We start from the raw sequence: 17,012 nt of genomic DNA on the forward strand, positions 1-17,012 counted from the left end.
TAGAGCCTGTACCGCTCACACCGCTCATACCGTCGGCGCACCCTCCCGGGATCCGCCGGGGCCCGCACCGGACGGACATCCGGCGGCCGGTCCCCGCTTCAGGAACATACCTACCGGTCGGTATACTGATATTCCATGAAGCGAACTGTTTACGGCCCCGACCACGACGCCTTCCGCGCGTCGGTCCGGGAGTTCATCGCCCGCTCGGTCACGCCACGCGCCGAGGAGTTCATCGAGAACCGGCTGATCGACCGCGAGGTCTGGCTGGAGGCCGGGCGGCAGGGCTTCCTCGGCCTGGAGGTCCCGGAGGAGCACGGCGGGAGCGCTGCCGGGGACTACCGCTTCAACGCCGTGCTGGGCGAGGAGCTGTCCGGGGTCGGCGCGGCCCTCTCCTCCAGCTTCGGCATCCACTACGACGTGGTCGCGCCGTACCTCGTGGAGCTGACCACCGACGAGCAGAAGAAGCGCTGGCTGCCGCGCTTCTGCTCCGGAGAGATGATCACCGCGATCGGCATGAGCGAGCCGGGCGGCGGCTCCGACCTGGCCGCGCTGCGCACCACCGCGGTCCGCGACGGCTCCGACTGGGTCATCGACGGGTCCAAGACCTTCATCACCAACGGCTACTGCGCGGACCTGGTCGTGGTGGCCGCCCGCACCAGCCCGGAGAAGAAGGCCAAGGGCATCACCCTGTTCGCGGTCGAGACCGGGATGGAGGGCTTCACCCGGGGCCGCAAGCTCGACAAGGTGGGCCAGCCGGAGGCCGACACCGCCGAGCTGTTCTTCGAGAACGTGCGCGTCCCCGCCGAGAACGTGATCGGCGAGGTCGACCGCGGCTTCATCGCGATGATGGAGCGGCTCCCGCAGGAGCGCCTCGGCTCGGCGGTGGCGAACCTCGCGCACGCGGCGGCGGTGCTCACCGAGACCCTGGTCTACGTCAAGGAGCGCAAGGCGTTCGGCCAGGCCATCGGGTCCTTCCAGCACAACAAGTTCGTCCTGGCCGACCTGGTCACCAAGGTCGAGGTCTCCCAGTCCTTCGTGGACCGGTGCGTCGAGGCCCACGCCGAGGGGGAGCTGAGCGCGGTCGACGCCGCCAAGGCCAAGATGTGGACCTCGGAGGTGCAGGGCGAGGTGCTCGACGCCTGCGTGCAGCTGTTCGGCGGCTACGGCTACATGAAGGAGTACCGCGTCGCCCGCGCCTGGATGGACGCCCGGGTGACCCGCATCTGGGCCGGCTCCAACGAGATCATGCGCGAGATCATCGGGCGGGACCTGGGCCTCTAGGCCCTCGGCGGCCCCCTCCGTCCATCACCGCCCCCGGCCGGCCGCCGGAGCGGCGGCCCCGGTCCCGCCCCCGCGGCGGGACCGGGAGGCGCGGACACTACGGTGGCCGCGTGCTCTCCGTATCGCTGGACACCCTGCGTGTCTTCCTCCACGTGCTGGCCGCCACCGTCTGGGTCGGCGGCCAGCTGACCCTCGCCTTCCTCGTCCCGGCGCTGCGCGCGACCGGCGAGGGGGCGACCAAGGCCGCCGCCCGCGCGTTCGACCGGGTGGCCTGGCCGGCCTACGCGGTCCTGCTCGCCACCGGCGTGTGGAACCTGCTCGACGGGATCGGGGACGACCCCGCCTACCGCCGCACCCTGGAGGTGAAGGTGGCCGTCGTGGTCGTCTCCGGGGTCGCCGCCTTCCTGCACGCCCGGGCGAAGACCCGGGGCGCCCTGGCCGCCTTCGGCGCGCTCAGCGGCCTGTCCGCGCTGGCGGCGCTGTTCCTCGGCGTGATGCTGGGCTGAGCCGGCCCCACCTGCCGGCCCCGCCTCCCACCTGCCGGCCCCGCCTCCCGCATGGCGAGAAGCAGGCACGAAGGCGCGGACCGGCTCCCGGCGCCCCGGTCCGGACGACCGGGGAGGCCTCTGCCGCGGCGTGCGGTTTCTGTCGCACCCGTCTGCTTGGATCCCCGCATGGCTGAACGCAAGTACGGCGTGCCCGCGCCCGAGACCCGCACCACCGTCCGGTCGGCGGACTGGGACAGCGAGGACCTGTCGGGCCAGACCCACGAACAGGTCGCCTTCATCGACGTGGACATGACCGAGGCCACCAGCCGGGGGGCCGTCTTCTCCGAGTGCTCGTTCCGCGACGTGCGGTTCAACGCCTCGGTCCACACCGAGACGGCCTTCCTGAACTGCACCTTCACCCGGTGCACGTTCTTCGACGCCACCTTCGCGGCGTGCAAGTTCGTGGGCAGCGTGTTCAGCGACTGCACCTTCGACCTGCTGAAGGTCTCCGGCGGCGACTGGTCGTTCGCCGGGCTCCCGGGAGCGGCGCTCGGCAGCGCGTCCTTCACCGACGTGCGGATGCGCGAGGCCGACCTCACCGGCGCGCGGTGCGAGGGCGCCGCGCTCCAGCGGGTCGACCTGTCCGGCGCCTGGCTGCACGGCGCCGACCTGTCCCGCTGCGACCTGCGCGGGAGCGACCTGTCGTCGGTCGATCCGCTCACCGTCAAGCTCAAGGACGCGGTGATAGACATCCGCCAGGCGGTCACGATCGCCGGACTGCTCGGCCTGGAGGTGCGCTCCGACTAGCCCGGCCGTACGCTCTGGACATGCGCAACACCCGATATGCACGGTCCGGAATGGTCTGCACGGTCGATCACCTGGCGTCGCGGGCCGGGGTCGCGATGCTGGAGCGGGGCGGGTCGGCGGCCGACGCGGCCGTCGCGGCGAACGCCGTGCTGGCGGTCACCGCGCCGCACCTGTGCGGGCTGGGCGGAGACCTGTTCGCGCTCGTGCACGACGGGTCCCCGGTCCCCGCGGCGCTCAACGCCTCCGGGCGGGCCGGGTCGGGCGCCGACCCGGAGCGCCTGCGCGCCGAGGGCCACGACCGCATGCCGTTCCACCACGACGTCCGGTCCGCCCCGGTGCCCGGCTGCGCGGACGGCTGGCTGGCCCTGCACGGCCGGTACGGCCGGCTGCCGCTGACCGAGGTGCTCGCCCCCGCGATCGGGTACGCCGAGGGCGGCTTCCCCGCCTCGCCGCTGCTGGTGCCCGGCCTGACGACCGTCGGCCCGCTCTGCGAGGACTTCGCCTCCGCCCGCTCGGCCGGCGACCTCGTCCGGCGGCCGGGGGTGGCCAGGGCGCTGAAGGCGCTGACCGGCGGCCGGGACGGGTTCTACCTCGGCGAGTTCGGCGAAGGACTGCTCGCCCTCGGCGCCGGGGAGTACACCGAGGACGACCTGGCCCGGCCGGGTGCGGAGTGGACCGAGCCGCTCCGCACCCGGGTCTTCGGCCACGACGTGTGGACGATGCCGCCCAACTCCCAGGGCTACCTGCTGCTGCTCGCGCTCGCCGTCGCCGAGGGCCTCGACCTGCCCGCCGATCCCGCCGACCCGCTCTGGGCGCACCTGCTCGTCGAGGCGTCGCGGGTCGCCGGGCACGACCGGCCGGAGCTGCTGTTCGACGGCGCCCGGGTGGACGCGGTCCTGGAGTCGGCCGCCGAGCGCCGGGCCCTGATCGGCCGGGACCGGCGGGCCGCGCTGCGCGACCTGGCCGCGCCCGGCGACACCACCTACCTGTGCGCGGTGGACGGCGACGGCATGGGCGTCTCGCTGATCCAGTCCAACGCCGCCGGTTTCGGCAGCCTGCTCTTCGAACCCCGGACCGGCATCAACCTGCACAACCGGGGCATCGGTTTCTCCCTCGTCCCGGACCATCCCGCCGAGTACGGTCCCGGGCGGCGCCCCCCGCACACGCTGGTCCCGGCGCTGGTCACCCGGCCGGACGGGTCGCTGCGCTCGGTCGCCGGCACCATGGGCGGCGACGGGCAGCCGCAGATCGTGCTCCAGCTCCTGACCCGCCTGCTCCTGCACGGCCGGGAGCCCGGCGAGGCCGTGGGCGCCCCCCGCTGGCGGCTGGGCACCGGGGGCACCGGCTTCGACACCTGGAACGCCCCCGACGAGGTCGTGGTCGAGGTGGAGGAGGGCGGCCCGTGGGGCGAGGGCCTGGCGCGGCGCGGCCACCCGGTCGCGGCGCTGCCGTACGGCTCCGCGTTCGGGCACGCGCACCTGATCGACGTGCTGCCCTCCGGGGTGCTGGCGGGGGCGGCCGATCCGCGCTCCGTCATCGGGGCCGCCGCCGGTCTCTGACCTGGATGCCGAGCGCGGGGATGACCTGCGGTTCTTCCGCTTTTCAGGGGGTAGTGCCCCAGTATGAGCCAATCACCCCCGGACCGTTACGGGATGAGCGACGAGCAGGCGCTCGAAGTCGAGCAGGCCACCAGCGACCTGGGCCTCAACCACAGGATCGTCGAGGACGACCCCCGGCACCGGGACGACTTCGGCGAGCGCCTCCGGCGCGAGGCCCCGGACCACCCGCGGACGCCGCGCGAGTGGAGCCGGCTGGTCGCGCCCGACCAGGGCACCGGGCCGCACGAGACCTCCCAGGCCTACGCCATCGACGTCGGCCGCGACGACGGCGACCTGTCGGCCGAGGAGCGCGCGATCCACATCGAGCCGTACCGCTGAACCGCTCCCGGTCAGCGCGGCGGATCCGCGGTCAGGGCGGCCACCAGGTCGGCGAAGCCGTCGACGACGTGGTCGGCCTCGGCCGCCTCCGCGCGGGCGGCGTGCAGGTGGCCCCAGGGGCCGCGGCGGATCAGCGCGGTGCGCATGCCCGCCTTCCGCGCCGGGAGGACGTCGTTGTCGAGCCGGTCGCCCACGTAGAGGATCTCGCCGGGCTCCCGGCCGCAGACCTCGACGACCCGGGCGAAGAACGCGGGGTCGGGCTTGGACACGCCCCAGCCGTCGGAGGTGTGCACGGCGTCCACCGGCAGGTCCATCGCGGTCAGCGCGTCGTAGGCCTGCGGCGGCTGGTTCCCCGCGATGACCAGCCCGTAGCCGAGGCCGCGCAGTGCGGCCAGGCCGGGCCGTACGTCCGGATAGAGATCGGCCGCGTCGAAGTTCACCCGGAGCCCGCCGGGGTCCTCCCGCTTCCAGGCCTCCTGCTCGGCCTCCAGGTCGAAACCGGGCCGCAGCAGTTCGAAGGCCTCGGTGAAGGAGCGGTCGAGGGCCGCCATGCCGCCCAGCACGCCGAGCATCGTGAACCGGGTGACGCCGAGCCGGTCCGCCCAGCGCGACCAGATCCGCGTCTCGTCGATCAACGTCTCCCCGACGTCGAACACCAGCGTCCGGATCACGGCGTCCTCCCCCTCGATGGCCCCTCGACGGCCCCTCGGACGGGCCCACCGCATCTTAAGGGCTGCCCCGTGAGCCGGGAGAGCCGGTCCGGGAGGAGCGGGCGGGGCAGGCGCCGTCCGGCCGGAGCCGGCGGCGCGGGCCCCGCGGAGGAGTGCCAGGATCAGATCATGACCGCGGGGGGACTGCACGGGAGAGAGCCCGAAGAGGCCGCGATCGCCGGGCTGCTGGCGGGAGCCCGGGCGGGCGCCAGCTCGTCGCTGGTGCTCCGCGGCGAGCCGGGCATCGGCAAGACGGCGCTGCTCGACCACGCCGCCGCGGCGGCCGGGGGCATGCGGCTGCTCCGCGGCACGGGGATCGAGTTCGAGGCGGAGCTGCCGTTCTCGGGGCTGCAGCTGCTGGTGCGGCCGGCGCTCGGGTCCCTCGCCGCGCTGCCCGGCCCGCAGCGCGAGGCGCTGGAGGCGGCGTTCGGGCTCGGGCCCGCGGCCGGCGCCGAGCCGATGCTGGTGGGGCTGGCGGTGCTCTCCCTGCTGGCGGAGCACGCGGGCGAGACCGGGCTGCTGTGCCTCGTCGACGACGCGCAGTGGCTCGACCGGGCGTCGCGCGACGCGCTCGTGTTCGCCGCCCGGCGCCTGCACGCCGAGGGCGTGGCCATGATCTTCGCCGCCCGCGACGGCGAGGGGTCCTTCCCCTCCCCCGGCCTTCCGGAGCTGCGCCTGTCCGGGCTGGCCCCGGCGGCGGCCGCGGCCCTGCTCGACCGGCATCCGCTCGCGCCCGCCGTGCGCCACCGCCTGCTCGCCGAGGCCGGCGGCAACCCGCTGGCCCTGCTGGAGCTGCCGGTCGCCGCCGCGCTGGAACGCACCGCCGCCCGCGCCCTCGGGCGCAGCGGCCACGAGGCGGCCGCGGCGGCGTACGAGCGGGCCGCCCGGCTGAGCGCCGACCCGGCCGCCAAGGCGCACCGCGAGGCCCTGGCGGCGGAGGCGGCGCTGGAGGCGGGGGATCTCGGGCGTGCCCGGGCCCTCGGGGACCGCGCGGCCCGGCGGCTGGACGGGGCCCCGGCGGTGAACGCGCGGATCTCCCATGTGCGGGCGCTCGCGGACTTCTGGCAGGGCTCCTACTCCACCGCCCACCGGTCGCTGCTCGACGGCGCCGAGCTCGTCCGCGACACCGACCCGGGCCGGGCCGCCGTGTTGCTGGTACAGGCCGTCCACACCTCCTGGTACCTGGGGGAACGGCAGCTCGCGGCGACCCTGGACCGGTTGGCCGCGCTGCCCCTGGACGACGCGGACCCCCTCGCGCCGGTGGGGCCCTACCTCGCCCATCTCGACCGGGGCCGCCGCGAGCGGCCGCCACCGCTGGGCGACGTCCTCGCGGCGGTGCGGCGGCGGGGCCGGGCTCCCGACCAGGCGCTGACGATCCTCTGCGGAGCGGCGCTCGCGCTGGGCCAGGACGCCGACGCCTACGAGCTGGCCACCGTACTCGCCGCCGGGCACCGCGCCCGGGGCGGCGCCGGACGGCTGCCCACGGTGCTGTTCTTCATGGCCGAGGGCGAGATCTTCACCGGACGGCACCTGGACGCGCTCGCCACTGCGACCGAGGCACTGGGGCTCGCCCGCGACACCGGCCAGCGGCAGTGGGTCAGCCAGTTCGGCAGCGTGCTCGCCCACCTCGACGCGGCCAGGGGGGAGGAGGAGGCCTGCCGGCGCAACGCCGAGGAGGCACTGGCGGGAGCCGCCCCCGGGACCGCCTCCCCCGGCGCGCCGTGGGCGCACTGGTCGCTCGGGCTGCTGGACCTCGGTCTGGGCCGCGCCGAGGCGGCGCTCACCCGCTTCGAGCGCCTGACCCGCGAGCCGATGCGCCATCACATCTGCGCCACCCGTTCCACCCCCGATCTGGTGGAGTCGGCCGTGCGGGTCGGGGCGCCGGAACGCGCCGCCGAACCCCTGGCGCGCTTCAAGCGGTGGGCCGGGTCGGTCCGGCAGCCGTGGGCCGACGCGCTCGTGCTGCGCTGCCGCGGGCTGCTCGCCGCCGACGACCGGGCCGAGGCGTGCTACACGGCGGCCCTCGAGCTGCACGACCGGGAGGGCCGTCCGCTGGAGTACGCCAGGACTGCGCTGCTCTACGGCGAGTGGTTGCGCAGGGCCCGGCGGAAGGCCGAGGCGCGCGGGCCGCTGGACGACGCCCTGGAGGTCTTCGACCGGCTCGGCATGCGGCCGTGGGCCGAGCGCGCCCGCGGCGAGCTCACCGCGACCGGCGCCCCGGCCCGGGGCCCCGAGCCCGCCGGAGGCACGGCCGCCGGTCTCACCCCGCAGGAACTGCAGATCACCCGGCTCGCCGCGCAGGGCCTGTCCAACCGCGACATCGCCGCGCAGCTCTTCCTCAGTCACCGGACGGTCGGCTACCACCTCTACAAGGCCTACCCCAAGCTCGGCGTGGCCTCCCGGAGCGAGCTCAGGGAGGTCGCCGATCGGCTGGGGGTGTGAGACCCTGTCCCGGTGATCATTCCGGAGCAGGTGCCGCCCGGGCGGACGCTCTCCGTGGACGTCGACGGAGTCCCGCCGGTGGAGCCGGGTCCCGGTGTCCGCGTGCGGACGCTTCCGGGCATGCCGGGGATCAGGACGTGGGTGATCGACCTCGCCCCGGGTGCCGAATGGCCGGGCCTCGACGTCCACGAGACCTGCGGCGAGGCGTACTTCGTCGTGAGCGGCGAGGTCATCGAGGGCGACCGCGTCCACGGGCCGGGCACCTACGTCGCCTTCGGCCCGGAGACGAGCCACCGGCCCCGTACGGAGACCGGCGCGCGCGTCTTCGGCTTCAACCACGACGTCACCGCCTGATGTGCGTCAGAGTGCCTTCCTGATCTCGGCGGCCTTGGTGGCCGGGTCGTAGCCGGGCCCGACTCCTTCGACGATGATCAGATCGCCTTCCAGATGGTCCGTCCGCAGCGGCAGGATCTCCCGGTAGGCGGCCGACTCGTACCAGTCCCGCGCGTTCTCCGCCGACGGGAACTCCAGCATGACGACGTTCCCGGGCCACCGGCCCTCACGGACGTCCACCGCTCCCCCGTGGACGACGAAGCGGCCGGAGAACGGGTCCATCGTCGCCTGGATGCCCTCCATGTACTCCAGCACCTCCGGGTGGAGCTCCTCCGGGTCACGGAGATGCGCGATCACATAGGCGGTCATGGTTCCTCCTGCGTTCCGTGGACGATGTTCCGTGGATGATGTGTGGATGATGTTCCGTGGACGACGGGGGCGGACCGGCGGCCCGTCCCCGGGGTGTTCAGACCCCGGCCGGCACCTTGTCGAGGAAGCCGAGCACCTGGCTGATCCGCCCGTCGTCGCCGATCACCGCGACGTCGAAGCCGATGGCGACCGGCTCGGCGCCCTCGGGCCCCAGGTGCCAGGTGAACCGCGCGATGTCGTGGTGGGCGTCCACGGCGCCGCCGAGGCTGAAGACCAGCCCGCCGAACTGCCCCTGGACCGCCGCGATGGTGGCGTCCAGCCCGTCCCTGCCCCGGACGGAGACGAGCGGGTCGGTGTACACCGCGTCCTCGGACAGGACCTCCGCCAGCACGGCCCGCCGCGCGTCGGCGTCGGTCTCGTTCCACGCGGCCAGGTAGCGCTGGACCAGCTCGTTCGTCTCGCTCATGTGCTTCTCCTCAGTGGTCGTGCTCTCCGGTGACCACCACGTTAGGGAAGCGGGAACGGCGGGGAATCTGACGTGCTTAGGTACTTTCGCCGTCCCCGGGTCCGGGGCTCCGCCCGATCGGCGCCGTCCCCCGTCCGTCCGGCTCCGCGGCGGTGACGTAGCGGTGCAGGTGGCCGGCGCCCTCGAGCATGGCCGCCGCGCGCCGCGTCAGCTCCTCCTGGCGCTGCGCGACGGCGGCGCGGAGCGCGTCGCTGCTGCCGTTGCGGCGCAGGCCGTCGAGGACGGACCGGATCTGCTCCAGGGGGTAGCGGCTGCGGCGGAGCATGCCGATCATCCGCGCGTCCCGGACGTCGGCCGGGCCGAAGCGGCGGTAGCCGGTGCCCGGCTCGCGTCCGGGGGCCAGCAGTCCGGCGGACTCCCACAGGCGCAGCGCGGACGGGCGCACCCCGAGACGGGCGGCCACCTCCCCGACGCGCAGGCCGGACCGCGGCGACTCCGGGGCCCCCGGGGTCTCCGGTGTCTGCTCCGCGACCGTTTCGAGCGCCTCGCCCGTCGCCTGGAGGGAGAGGCGCTGCTCGTGCAGCGCGGCGTGACCGGCGTCGATGAGCCTGAGCGCCAGCGGGACGTCCCCGGCGTGCACGGCCTGCATGATCGACTGGGCGGTGTCCGGCCCGTGCCCCCTGGCCAGCGCCCGGTAGGCGAGCAGGGCCCGCAGGTGCCGGATGTCGAACCTGCGGTAGCCGGCGGCGGTCCGGGGCACCGGGGGCAGGACGCCCGCCGCCGCGTAGTTGCGGATCTGCTGGGTGGAGACGCCCGCCGCCCGCGCCAGGTCGACGGGGCGCAGCCCCGGCCCGGTACGGTCCACGCGGCCGTCCTTCCAGTGAGAGGGTTACCAGGGAGTTTAAGGTTATCTGCTCCGATCCTCAGCATAGCCGCGGAATCCGAAAGAAAGTCTTCATAAGGAGTTGAATGAGAGACTTGAAGGCATGACTGTCGGCAACAGCGGTAACGCGTCAGACCTGACCTCTCACCTCGCCGCGGACAGCCACGACCTCATCCAGGTCCGTGGCGCCCGGGAGAACAATCTCACCGGCGTCTCCCTCGACATCCCCAAGCGGCGGCTCACGGTCTTCACCGGGGTCTCCGGCTCGGGCAAGTCCTCCCTCGTCTTCGACACCATCGCCGCGGAGTCCCGGCGGCTGATCAACGAGACCTACACGGCGTTCATCCAGGGCTTCATGCCCAGTCTCAACCGGCCCGACGTGGACGCGCTGCGCAACCTGAGCGCGGCGATCATCGTCGACCAGGAGCGGATGGGCGCCAACGCCCGCTCCACCGTGGGCACCGCCACCGACACCTACACGATGCTGCGGATCGTGTTCAGCCGGATCGGCGTCCCGCACGTCGGCCCGGCCTACGCCTTCAGCTTCAACACCCCGCAGGGCATGTGCCCGGCCTGCGAGGGACTCGGCATGATCACCGACATCGACGTCGACGAGCTGGTCGACCGCGACCTGTCGCTCAACGAGGGCGCGATCAGGGCGCCCGGCTACGGCGTCGACACCTGGCCCTGGCAGATCATCGTGGCGTACGGGTTCGACCCGGACGTCAAGCTGCGCGACTACGCGCCGGCCCAGTGGGAGGACTTCCTGCACAAGCCGCCGGTCAAGGTCAAGCTCGGCGCCAACAACTTCACCTACGAGGGCCTGGTCCCCAAGATCCGCCGGCAGTACCTCGGCAAGGACCGCGAGTCGATGAAGGGCCAGGCGCGGGCGTTCGCCGACCGGACCGTCAAGCTCGTCCACTGCACCGACTGCGACGGCACGCGCCTGAACGAGGCGGCGCGCTCGGCGAAGGTCGAGGGGCTCAGCATCGCCGAGTGCTCGGCGATGCAGATCAGCGACCTGGCCGAGTTCGTCCGGAAGATCAGCGATCCCGCCATCAAGCCGGTCCTGGAGAACCTGCGGTCGACGCTGGACTCGCTGGTGGAGATCGGCCTGGGCTACCTGAGCCTGGACCGGGAGTCCGGCACGCTCTCCGGCGGCGAGGCCCAGCGGGTGAAGATGGTCCGGCACCTCAACTCCAGCCTGACCGACGTCACCTACGTCTTCGACGAGCCCACCGCCGGGCTGCACCCGCACGACATCCAGCGGATGAACGGCCTGCTGCTCCAGCTGCGCGACAAGGGCAACACCGTGCTCGTCGTGGAGCACAAGCCGGAGATGATCGCCATCGCCGACCACGTGGTCGACCTCGGCCCCGGCGCCGGCGCCGCGGGCGGCCGCCTCTGCTACGCCGGCGACCTGGCGGGGCTGCGCGCGTCCGGCACGCTGACCGGCCGCTACCTCGACCACCGGGTCGGGCTGCGCGAGACCTTCCGCCGGCCCACGGGGCACCTGCCGATCCGGGGCGCCACCCTGCACAACCTGCGCGACGTCGACGTCGACGTCCCGCTCGGCGTGCTGACCGTGGTCACCGGCGTCGCAGGGTCCGGCAAGAGCTCGCTCATCCACGGCTACGTCTCCGGCCGGGAGGGCGTGGTGGTGGCCGACCAGTCGCCGATCCGCGGCTCGCGTCGGAGCAATCCGGCGACCTACACCGGCCTGCTCGACCCGATCCGCACGGCCTTCGCCAAGGCCAACAAGGTCAAGCCGGCCCTGTTCAGCGCGAACTCCGAGGGCGCCTGCCCGGCCTGCAAGGGCATCGGACTCATCTACACCGACCTGGCGATGATGGCCGGGGTGGCGACGGTGTGCGAGGAGTGCGAGGGCAGGCGGTTCACCTCCGAGGTGCTGTCGTACACCCTGCGCGGCAAGAACATCAGCGAGGTCCTGGAGATGCCGGTCGCCGAGGCGGCCGAGTTCTTCACCACCGGCCCCGCGCGGGTCATCCTCGACCGCCTGTCGGCGGTGGGGCTGGGTTACGTGGGCCTGGGGCAGCCGCTCACCACCCTGTCCGGAGGCGAGCGGCAGCGCCTGAAGCTGGCCGTCAACATGGCCAGGAACGGCACCACGTACGTCCTGGACGAGCCGACGACGGGCCTGCACCTGGCCGACGTCGACCACCTGCTGGGCCTGCTGGACCGGCTGGTCGACGACGGCAACACGGTCATCGTCATCGAGCACCACCAGGCGGTGATGGCGCACGCCGACTGGATCATCGACATCGGTCCCGGCGCCGGTCACGACGGCGGCCGGGTGGTCTTCTCCGGCACGCCCGCCGAGCTCGTCGCCACCGGCGACTCCCTGACGGCGGTGCACCTGCGCGACTACGTCAACCGGCCGTAGGGCCGGCCCGGCGGCTCCGGTCCCGTGTCCAGGGGCCCGGAGCCGCCGCTCTCCATATCGTCCAGTTCCCGCTTCACCCGTGACTCCCGGTCCCTGTCCCCGCACGAGGCGAAAAGCGCACCCGCGTGCCAGAGGTGCTCACGGGCGCGGCGCACACGTCCGAGCCGGCGCTCGGCGAGCCCGAGGCCGGTCCTTGCCCGCGCCTCGTGCCAGAAGTCGCCGGTGGCGATGTAGGCGTCCACTGCCGACTCGAACCCGAATTGCGCTTTGTCCCATTTTTCTCCGCGGGCGGCCCATTCGCCGTGCACCCGGTCGACCACTGCGGAGGTCGGCCGCCCCACGTCGTACGTGCGCAGCAGGGCACGGGCCTGCCGGATCTGACGGTCGCAGCCCTCCAGACCGCCGCCTCGCAGACGGAGCTCCGCCAGCAGTGTGTGGGCCCGGACCTGGCCGGACACGTTGCCCATCGCCCGGTAGGTCAGCAGCGCCTGGCTGATGTCCGCCTCGAACCTTCTCAGCAGGCGGTGCTCCGGAGCCACGGGCCCATGGTCCAGATGGTGCCGGACCCTCGCGCATCTGAGAGCCGCCTCCCAGGCCACGTCACCCACGGTCAGCCGACCGGCCCGTTCCAGCGCCTCCTCCACGTCGTCCAGGTTTCCCCGCCGGGCGGCGCAGTGGCCGTTCAGCACCCAGAAGAGGGCCTCGACGTCCGTACCGGACCTCTCCCTCACCACCTCCCCCTCCGCCGGGCGGGCTCTGCGCCACTCCCCTGGATGGAGCAGCGCGTTGTTCTCCGCCAGCAGCGCTGAGGCGATCCGCGCGGACATGGGCGCGCCGGCCGACTTCGCCGTTCGCAACGACTCCTGCAGCAGTGCGTCGGCATCGACGTACCGTCCGATCCCCTGAAGCGCCTGGCCTTTCATGCGCAGAACCCGGGAGTGCGTCCTCGGATGGCGGGCCAGGCCCAGCACGGTGTCGGACACCTCCAGCGCCTTCCGGTAGTCCTCGACGGCCATCGCGTGGGTCAGGAGCGCGAGGCGGACTCCCATCTGGTCCTCGGGGGACCCGTGGGACATGGCGGTCTCAAGCCCTCCTTCGAGGACGTCCACGAACCGGGGCAGGACGCGGGGGTCGCCGATGACGCCGCCGAGGCGGGCCGTGATCTGCCAGCCCACGTCGTGGATCCCGCTGCCGTGAGCGAGGGCCGCGGCGCTCACCAGGTTGGCGTGCTCGACCCGCTGCCAGTACTCCTGGTCTCCCCTGACCGGATCGAGCCAGAGGTCGATCGGAGGCATCCACGCGCTGGAGATCCCGGGATCGGTGACCGGGTGCCCGTTCGCACCGTTGATGACCGCCCATGCCATGGTGAGCACCGTACGGTCGAAGCAGTCCACGAGGTGGTCCTTCGTGACCCCCTCCAGCAGCTCCTTCGGCTTCAGCGCCTCGCGCAGCAGCTGCTCGGCCAGGAGACGGCCCAGAGGCGGGAACCGGTATCTGGCGAAGCTCCGCGACTCCACCGGGAGCAGCAGGCCGGGCGCACTGATCGCAGCCATGATGTTGCCGGACTCCTGCGGCGTCACCTCCTGGCCGAGCGCCCCGAAAAGCGGCTGCAGCACCCACGGCACGAACGTCTCGGTGTTGACGACGGCGAGCAGCCGGAACGCTTGCTGTTCGCGTCTGCCGAGCCGTTTCAGCTCGACCCGGTATCCCTCGGTGACGTCGCGGTGGTAGGTCTTCAGACGGCCCAGGAGACCGTCCTCCGGAGACGACCTCAACTCGGCGAGGACCGCCCGCAGCCCCGTTCCGGTACGCGCGGCGTCCCCCGCTCCACGCAGGGCCAGGGGGAGCCGTGCGCACAGCTCCGACACCTCGGCGACGCACTCGGGGTCCACCGCGCCCTCGGACTCCGGCTCCGCGTAGGCCAGCAGGATCTCCGCCGCATCCGCGGCGTCCGGCACCTCGAGCAGCAGCGACCGGTGGCTGAGCAGTGAACCGAGGTCGCGGCGGCTGGTGACGATCACTGCGCACCGGCTCTCGTTCGGCAGCAGAGCCTTGACCTGCTGGTCGTCCCGTGCAGCGTCCAGGACGACCAGCATCCTGCGCTGGGCGGTCAGGCTGCGGAACAGGTTCTGCAGCACGGGCAACGTGAGCTGCCGTGCCTTCTCCTCGTCCTCGCCCAGCTGGGTCACGAACAGCTGGAGGATCTCCTGCGGCTCGCGCTGCCCGGTCGCCCGGCCCAGATTGGCGTAGAGGCAGCCGTCCGGGTAGGCGGGGAGCAACTCGTGGGCAAGCCTGTCGGCCAGCGCGGTCTTACCGATCCCCGGCCCGCCGTGAATGAAGATCATCACAGGCCCGTGCGGCCGCGCCGCCGTGCCGTCCCCCCCGTCTGCGGACTGGCGTTCGTGACGCTTGATGAGACGGTCCAGTTCCGCCGACCGGCCCCGGAAGGCCGGGAGCCGCTCGGGCATCGTCATGGGGCGGGTGATCCGCCGTTTCCCGATCGGCCGGACCCCTAGCCAGACCATCAGGCTGCCAAGAATCCAGCACAGGGCGACGGCCGGCGTCTTCCAGGCGCTGCCGTCCGGGATCACTTCGAGCATCGCCGCCGTGCCGGGGCCGGCGCCGCCCACGAGGATGACGGCTCGCTTCAGCCAGACACCGTGCGGGTTCCGCTGTGAGGCGGCCGTCATGGCAGCGGGGAGAATCCGTCGGCCTGCACCGCCCTGCGCCTTCTGCCCCGCGCGCCGCCGGGCGGTCGCCCGTCCTCCTCGGCCTCGACCCTCCGCACGCCATCGGGGTCGCCGAGGCGTCGGAAGCCCTCCTTCGCCGCCCCCAGCAGTCGGGAAGCCTCCTGGTCCTGGTTCAGGCCGAGGTAGGCTCGGGCGAGCTCCAGGGACGCGGCCGCCTCCACCCACGCGTCACCGCAGACACTGAAGGTCTCCACGGCCTCCTGGAGCCAGAAGACGGCCTCCTTCGTGTCTCCCTGCCGGTAGGAGGCCGTACCGTACAGGAACCGGCAGTGGGCCGCGCCGTAACGGCAGCGCATCGCCACGAAGGCGGTCAGTCCGGTCTGCGCGTACCGGGCCGAGGCCGGATGGTCTCCGGCGAGCAGCGCGTTCTTCGAGAGCGCCTGGTCGAGCCACGCGTGCTGGAGCGGCCCGGCGTCGACGCCGCGCGCACGGAGAAGCGCATTCTCCGCGTCGCCGTGCCTTCCCCCGCTCATGTCGACCACGGCGCGCGCCCAGGCGATCCGGGCGCGCAGGACCTGCGAGCCTCCTGCCGGGAGAATGCCCTCCCGGATGTGGTCCAGCTGGCGCCTGGCGGCCGGCTGCCGTCCCCGGGTGGCCTCCATGACGGCGTACTCAGTGCGGATCCGCAGCAGCTCGTAGAAGTCCTCCGCCTCCTTCGCGCTGCGGATCGCCCCGTCCAGGTGACTGGCCGCTTCGCCGTACTGCCGCAGCCGCCGGGCGTTGCGCCCCTGGCAGCGCAGCGCCCGCGCGGTGCTGCCGGGATGGCCGCACCGGATCGCCAGCACCGCCATCTCCTCCGCCTTCGTCATGTCCCCCAGCTCTGTGTAGATCTCACTCAGCGCCGCGTAGGCCGCCGCCTCCGCCTCGGAGACACCGCGCTCTCCGGCGATCTGCAGTGCGTCCTTGGCCATGTCCAGGGCACCGGTGATCTCTCCCGCCTTGAGCTGGGAGTAGACATCCTCCCGGACCTGTCGTGCCGGGTCCCGCTCCCTGCGCTCCTGGACGGCGCTGTCCAGCTGGGCGGTGCGCCGGTGCTGCGTCTGAGGGTCCTCCAGGGTGGAGAGCAGGCGCGAGTACTCCAGCACCGGCTCGGGGACCCGGCAGTACGGAAGGCCGGAGACGTCGGAGCTGTGGCGTTCCAGAAGCCGGGCCCCCGCGAGCCTCGCGGCGAGCCGGTTTCCCTCCGTCTGATCCGTCCCCGCGGCGGCGGCGAGCTTCCACGGCTGGAACTCGGTGCTGCCGATGGCCGCCAGCGAGCGCAGGGCGTTCTTCTCCTCCTCGGTGAGGAGGACGTACGCCGTGTCATAGGGACTGGCCTCGGTCTGGTGCCTGGCCCTCTCCTCCGCGAACTTCACCAGACGCTGGCGGGCGTCATCGATACCCCAGTTGGGCCGGGCGGCGAGAGCCGACCCCACGATGGCGAGGGCGAGCGGCTCCGAGCGGCACTCCCGGATCAGAAACCCCCATTCCTCGGTACGGAACCGCTCACTGCCGAGGACGCCTTCCAGGAACTCCGACGCCTCCCGCTCGGCCAGGGGCTTGAGCCTGACCTCGGCGGAGAAATCGATTCCGTGCACGGCGCCGCGGGAGGTGATGATGAGCGCGCAGTTCTCCCCCTCCGGGGCCAGTTCTCCGATGTCCGCCCCCTCCGGGACGTCGTCTATCACCACCAGCACCCGGCGCCTCTGGGTGAGCTTGGCATACACCGCGCGACGGGACTCCAGTGTGTCCGGGACGCTGTCCCCGGCGCGTTGGAGCGCCGCCACGAAAAGCCCGAGCGCCTCGAATATCCCAGTTCCACCAGGAAGGTGTGGATTGAGCATAACGAAAAGCTGGCCATCGGGGAACCTCGGAGCCACATTGTGCGCGACGGCGAGCGCCAGCGTCGTCTTCCCTATGCCCGGCTGCCCCTTTATTAGGACAGATACGGAACCAGATTCCACCTTTTCCGAGAGTTCGGATATTTCCCGTTTTCTCCCCACAAGGACGGGCGGCACGACAGGCAACGTGGTAGGCACGATGAACACCCGTCCCCCGAAGCGCCCGAGCAGCATCCTCCGGATGAGAGGAACGGCGATCAAGACGAGTGGGAGCACGACGGAGAACATAATGACGGCGAAGATCGTGTCCATCGGCGGCCTT

General features: G+C 72.7%; 14 protein-coding genes. 8 read left to right on the forward strand and 6 right to left on the reverse strand.

Features of this window, described 5'->3' with window-relative positions:
- Positions 1–135 precede the first annotated feature (135 nt).
- The 5 genes from IEZ07_RS11470 (at position 136) to IEZ07_RS11490 (ending at position 4,513) form a co-directional block, all read left to right on the forward strand.
- Positions 136–1,281: an acyl-CoA dehydrogenase family protein gene (locus tag IEZ07_RS11470; RefSeq protein ID WP_191894740.1), complete on the forward strand. Its 1,146-nt coding sequence runs from the start codon at positions 136–138 to the stop codon at positions 1,279–1,281.
- Positions 1,282–1,391: 110 nt separating this feature from the next.
- Positions 1,392–1,787, forward strand: a complete 396-nt coding sequence (locus tag IEZ07_RS11475; protein ID WP_191894741.1) for a hypothetical protein — start codon at positions 1,392–1,394, stop codon at positions 1,785–1,787.
- 168 nt (positions 1,788–1,955) lie between these two features.
- Positions 1,956–2,576 (forward strand): pentapeptide repeat-containing protein, encoded by a 621-nt coding sequence (locus IEZ07_RS11480; RefSeq protein WP_191894742.1) that lies wholly within the window; start codon positions 1,956–1,958, stop codon positions 2,574–2,576.
- A 20-nt stretch (positions 2,577–2,596) separates the two neighbouring features.
- Positions 2,597–4,135: a gamma-glutamyltransferase family protein gene (locus IEZ07_RS11485; protein ID WP_191894743.1), complete on the forward strand. Its 1,539-nt coding sequence runs from the start codon at positions 2,597–2,599 to the stop codon at positions 4,133–4,135.
- 93 nt (positions 4,136–4,228) lie between these two features.
- Positions 4,229–4,513, forward strand: coding sequence for a DUF5709 domain-containing protein (locus IEZ07_RS11490; protein ID WP_239319828.1), 285 nt, complete (start codon positions 4,229–4,231; stop codon positions 4,511–4,513).
- Positions 4,514–4,524: 11 nt separating this feature from the next.
- On the opposite strand, the gene IEZ07_RS11495 is transcribed toward IEZ07_RS11490, so the two are convergent.
- A complete protein-coding gene (locus tag IEZ07_RS11495) occupies positions 4,525–5,184 on the reverse strand; it encodes an HAD family hydrolase (RefSeq protein ID WP_191894745.1) in 660 nt (219 codons plus the stop codon).
- A gap of 168 nt (positions 5,185–5,352) precedes the next feature.
- Between IEZ07_RS11495 and IEZ07_RS11500 the strand changes: the two genes are divergently transcribed.
- Together IEZ07_RS11500 and IEZ07_RS11505 are read left to right on the forward strand one after the other, a co-directional pair.
- Positions 5,353–7,665, forward strand: a complete 2,313-nt coding sequence (locus tag IEZ07_RS11500; protein WP_191894746.1) for a helix-turn-helix transcriptional regulator — start codon at positions 5,353–5,355, stop codon at positions 7,663–7,665.
- A gap of 12 nt (positions 7,666–7,677) precedes the next feature.
- The gene (locus IEZ07_RS11505; RefSeq protein ID WP_204054338.1) at positions 7,678–8,019 is read left to right on the forward strand and encodes a cupin domain-containing protein; all 342 of its coding nucleotides are present in this window, start codon (positions 7,678–7,680) and stop codon (positions 8,017–8,019) included.
- A 6-nt stretch (positions 8,020–8,025) separates the two neighbouring features.
- Here the strand turns inward: IEZ07_RS11505 and IEZ07_RS11510 are convergent, their stop codons facing one another.
- The 3 genes from IEZ07_RS11510 to IEZ07_RS11520 form a co-directional block, all read right to left on the reverse strand.
- Complete coding sequence (locus IEZ07_RS11510) at positions 8,026–8,367, reverse strand: DUF1330 domain-containing protein (RefSeq protein ID WP_191894747.1); 342 nt, start codon at positions 8,365–8,367, stop codon at positions 8,026–8,028.
- Between the two features lie 97 nt (positions 8,368–8,464).
- Positions 8,465–8,833, reverse strand: a complete 369-nt coding sequence (locus IEZ07_RS11515) for a nuclear transport factor 2 family protein (RefSeq protein ID WP_191894748.1) — start codon at positions 8,831–8,833, stop codon at positions 8,465–8,467.
- 76 nt (positions 8,834–8,909) lie between these two features.
- The gene (locus IEZ07_RS11520) at positions 8,910–9,698 is read right to left on the reverse strand and encodes a MerR family transcriptional regulator (protein WP_191894749.1); all 789 of its coding nucleotides are present in this window, start codon (positions 9,696–9,698) and stop codon (positions 8,910–8,912) included.
- Between the two features lie 121 nt (positions 9,699–9,819).
- Here IEZ07_RS11520 and IEZ07_RS11525 point away from each other — a divergent pair, with 121 nt between their 5' ends.
- Positions 9,820–12,120, forward strand: coding sequence for an ATP-binding cassette domain-containing protein (locus tag IEZ07_RS11525; RefSeq protein WP_191894750.1), 2,301 nt, complete (start codon positions 9,820–9,822; stop codon positions 12,118–12,120).
- Here IEZ07_RS11525 and IEZ07_RS11530 read toward each other — a convergent pair.
- The gene (locus IEZ07_RS11530) at positions 12,102–14,810 is read right to left on the reverse strand and encodes an NB-ARC domain-containing protein (RefSeq protein ID WP_191894751.1); all 2,709 of its coding nucleotides are present in this window, start codon (positions 14,808–14,810) and stop codon (positions 12,102–12,104) included. The genes IEZ07_RS11525 and IEZ07_RS11530 overlap by 19 nt on opposite strands.
- The gene (locus IEZ07_RS11535) at positions 14,807–17,002 is read right to left on the reverse strand and encodes an NB-ARC domain-containing protein (protein ID WP_191894752.1); all 2,196 of its coding nucleotides are present in this window, start codon (positions 17,000–17,002) and stop codon (positions 14,807–14,809) included. The genes IEZ07_RS11530 and IEZ07_RS11535 overlap by 4 nt, the downstream gene beginning before the upstream one ends.
- Between the last annotated feature and the right edge of the window lie 10 nt (positions 17,003–17,012).

The organism is Planomonospora parontospora (assembly GCA_014647935.1).
Lineage (GTDB): Bacteria > Actinomycetota > Actinomycetes > Streptosporangiales > Streptosporangiaceae > Planomonospora > Planomonospora parontospora.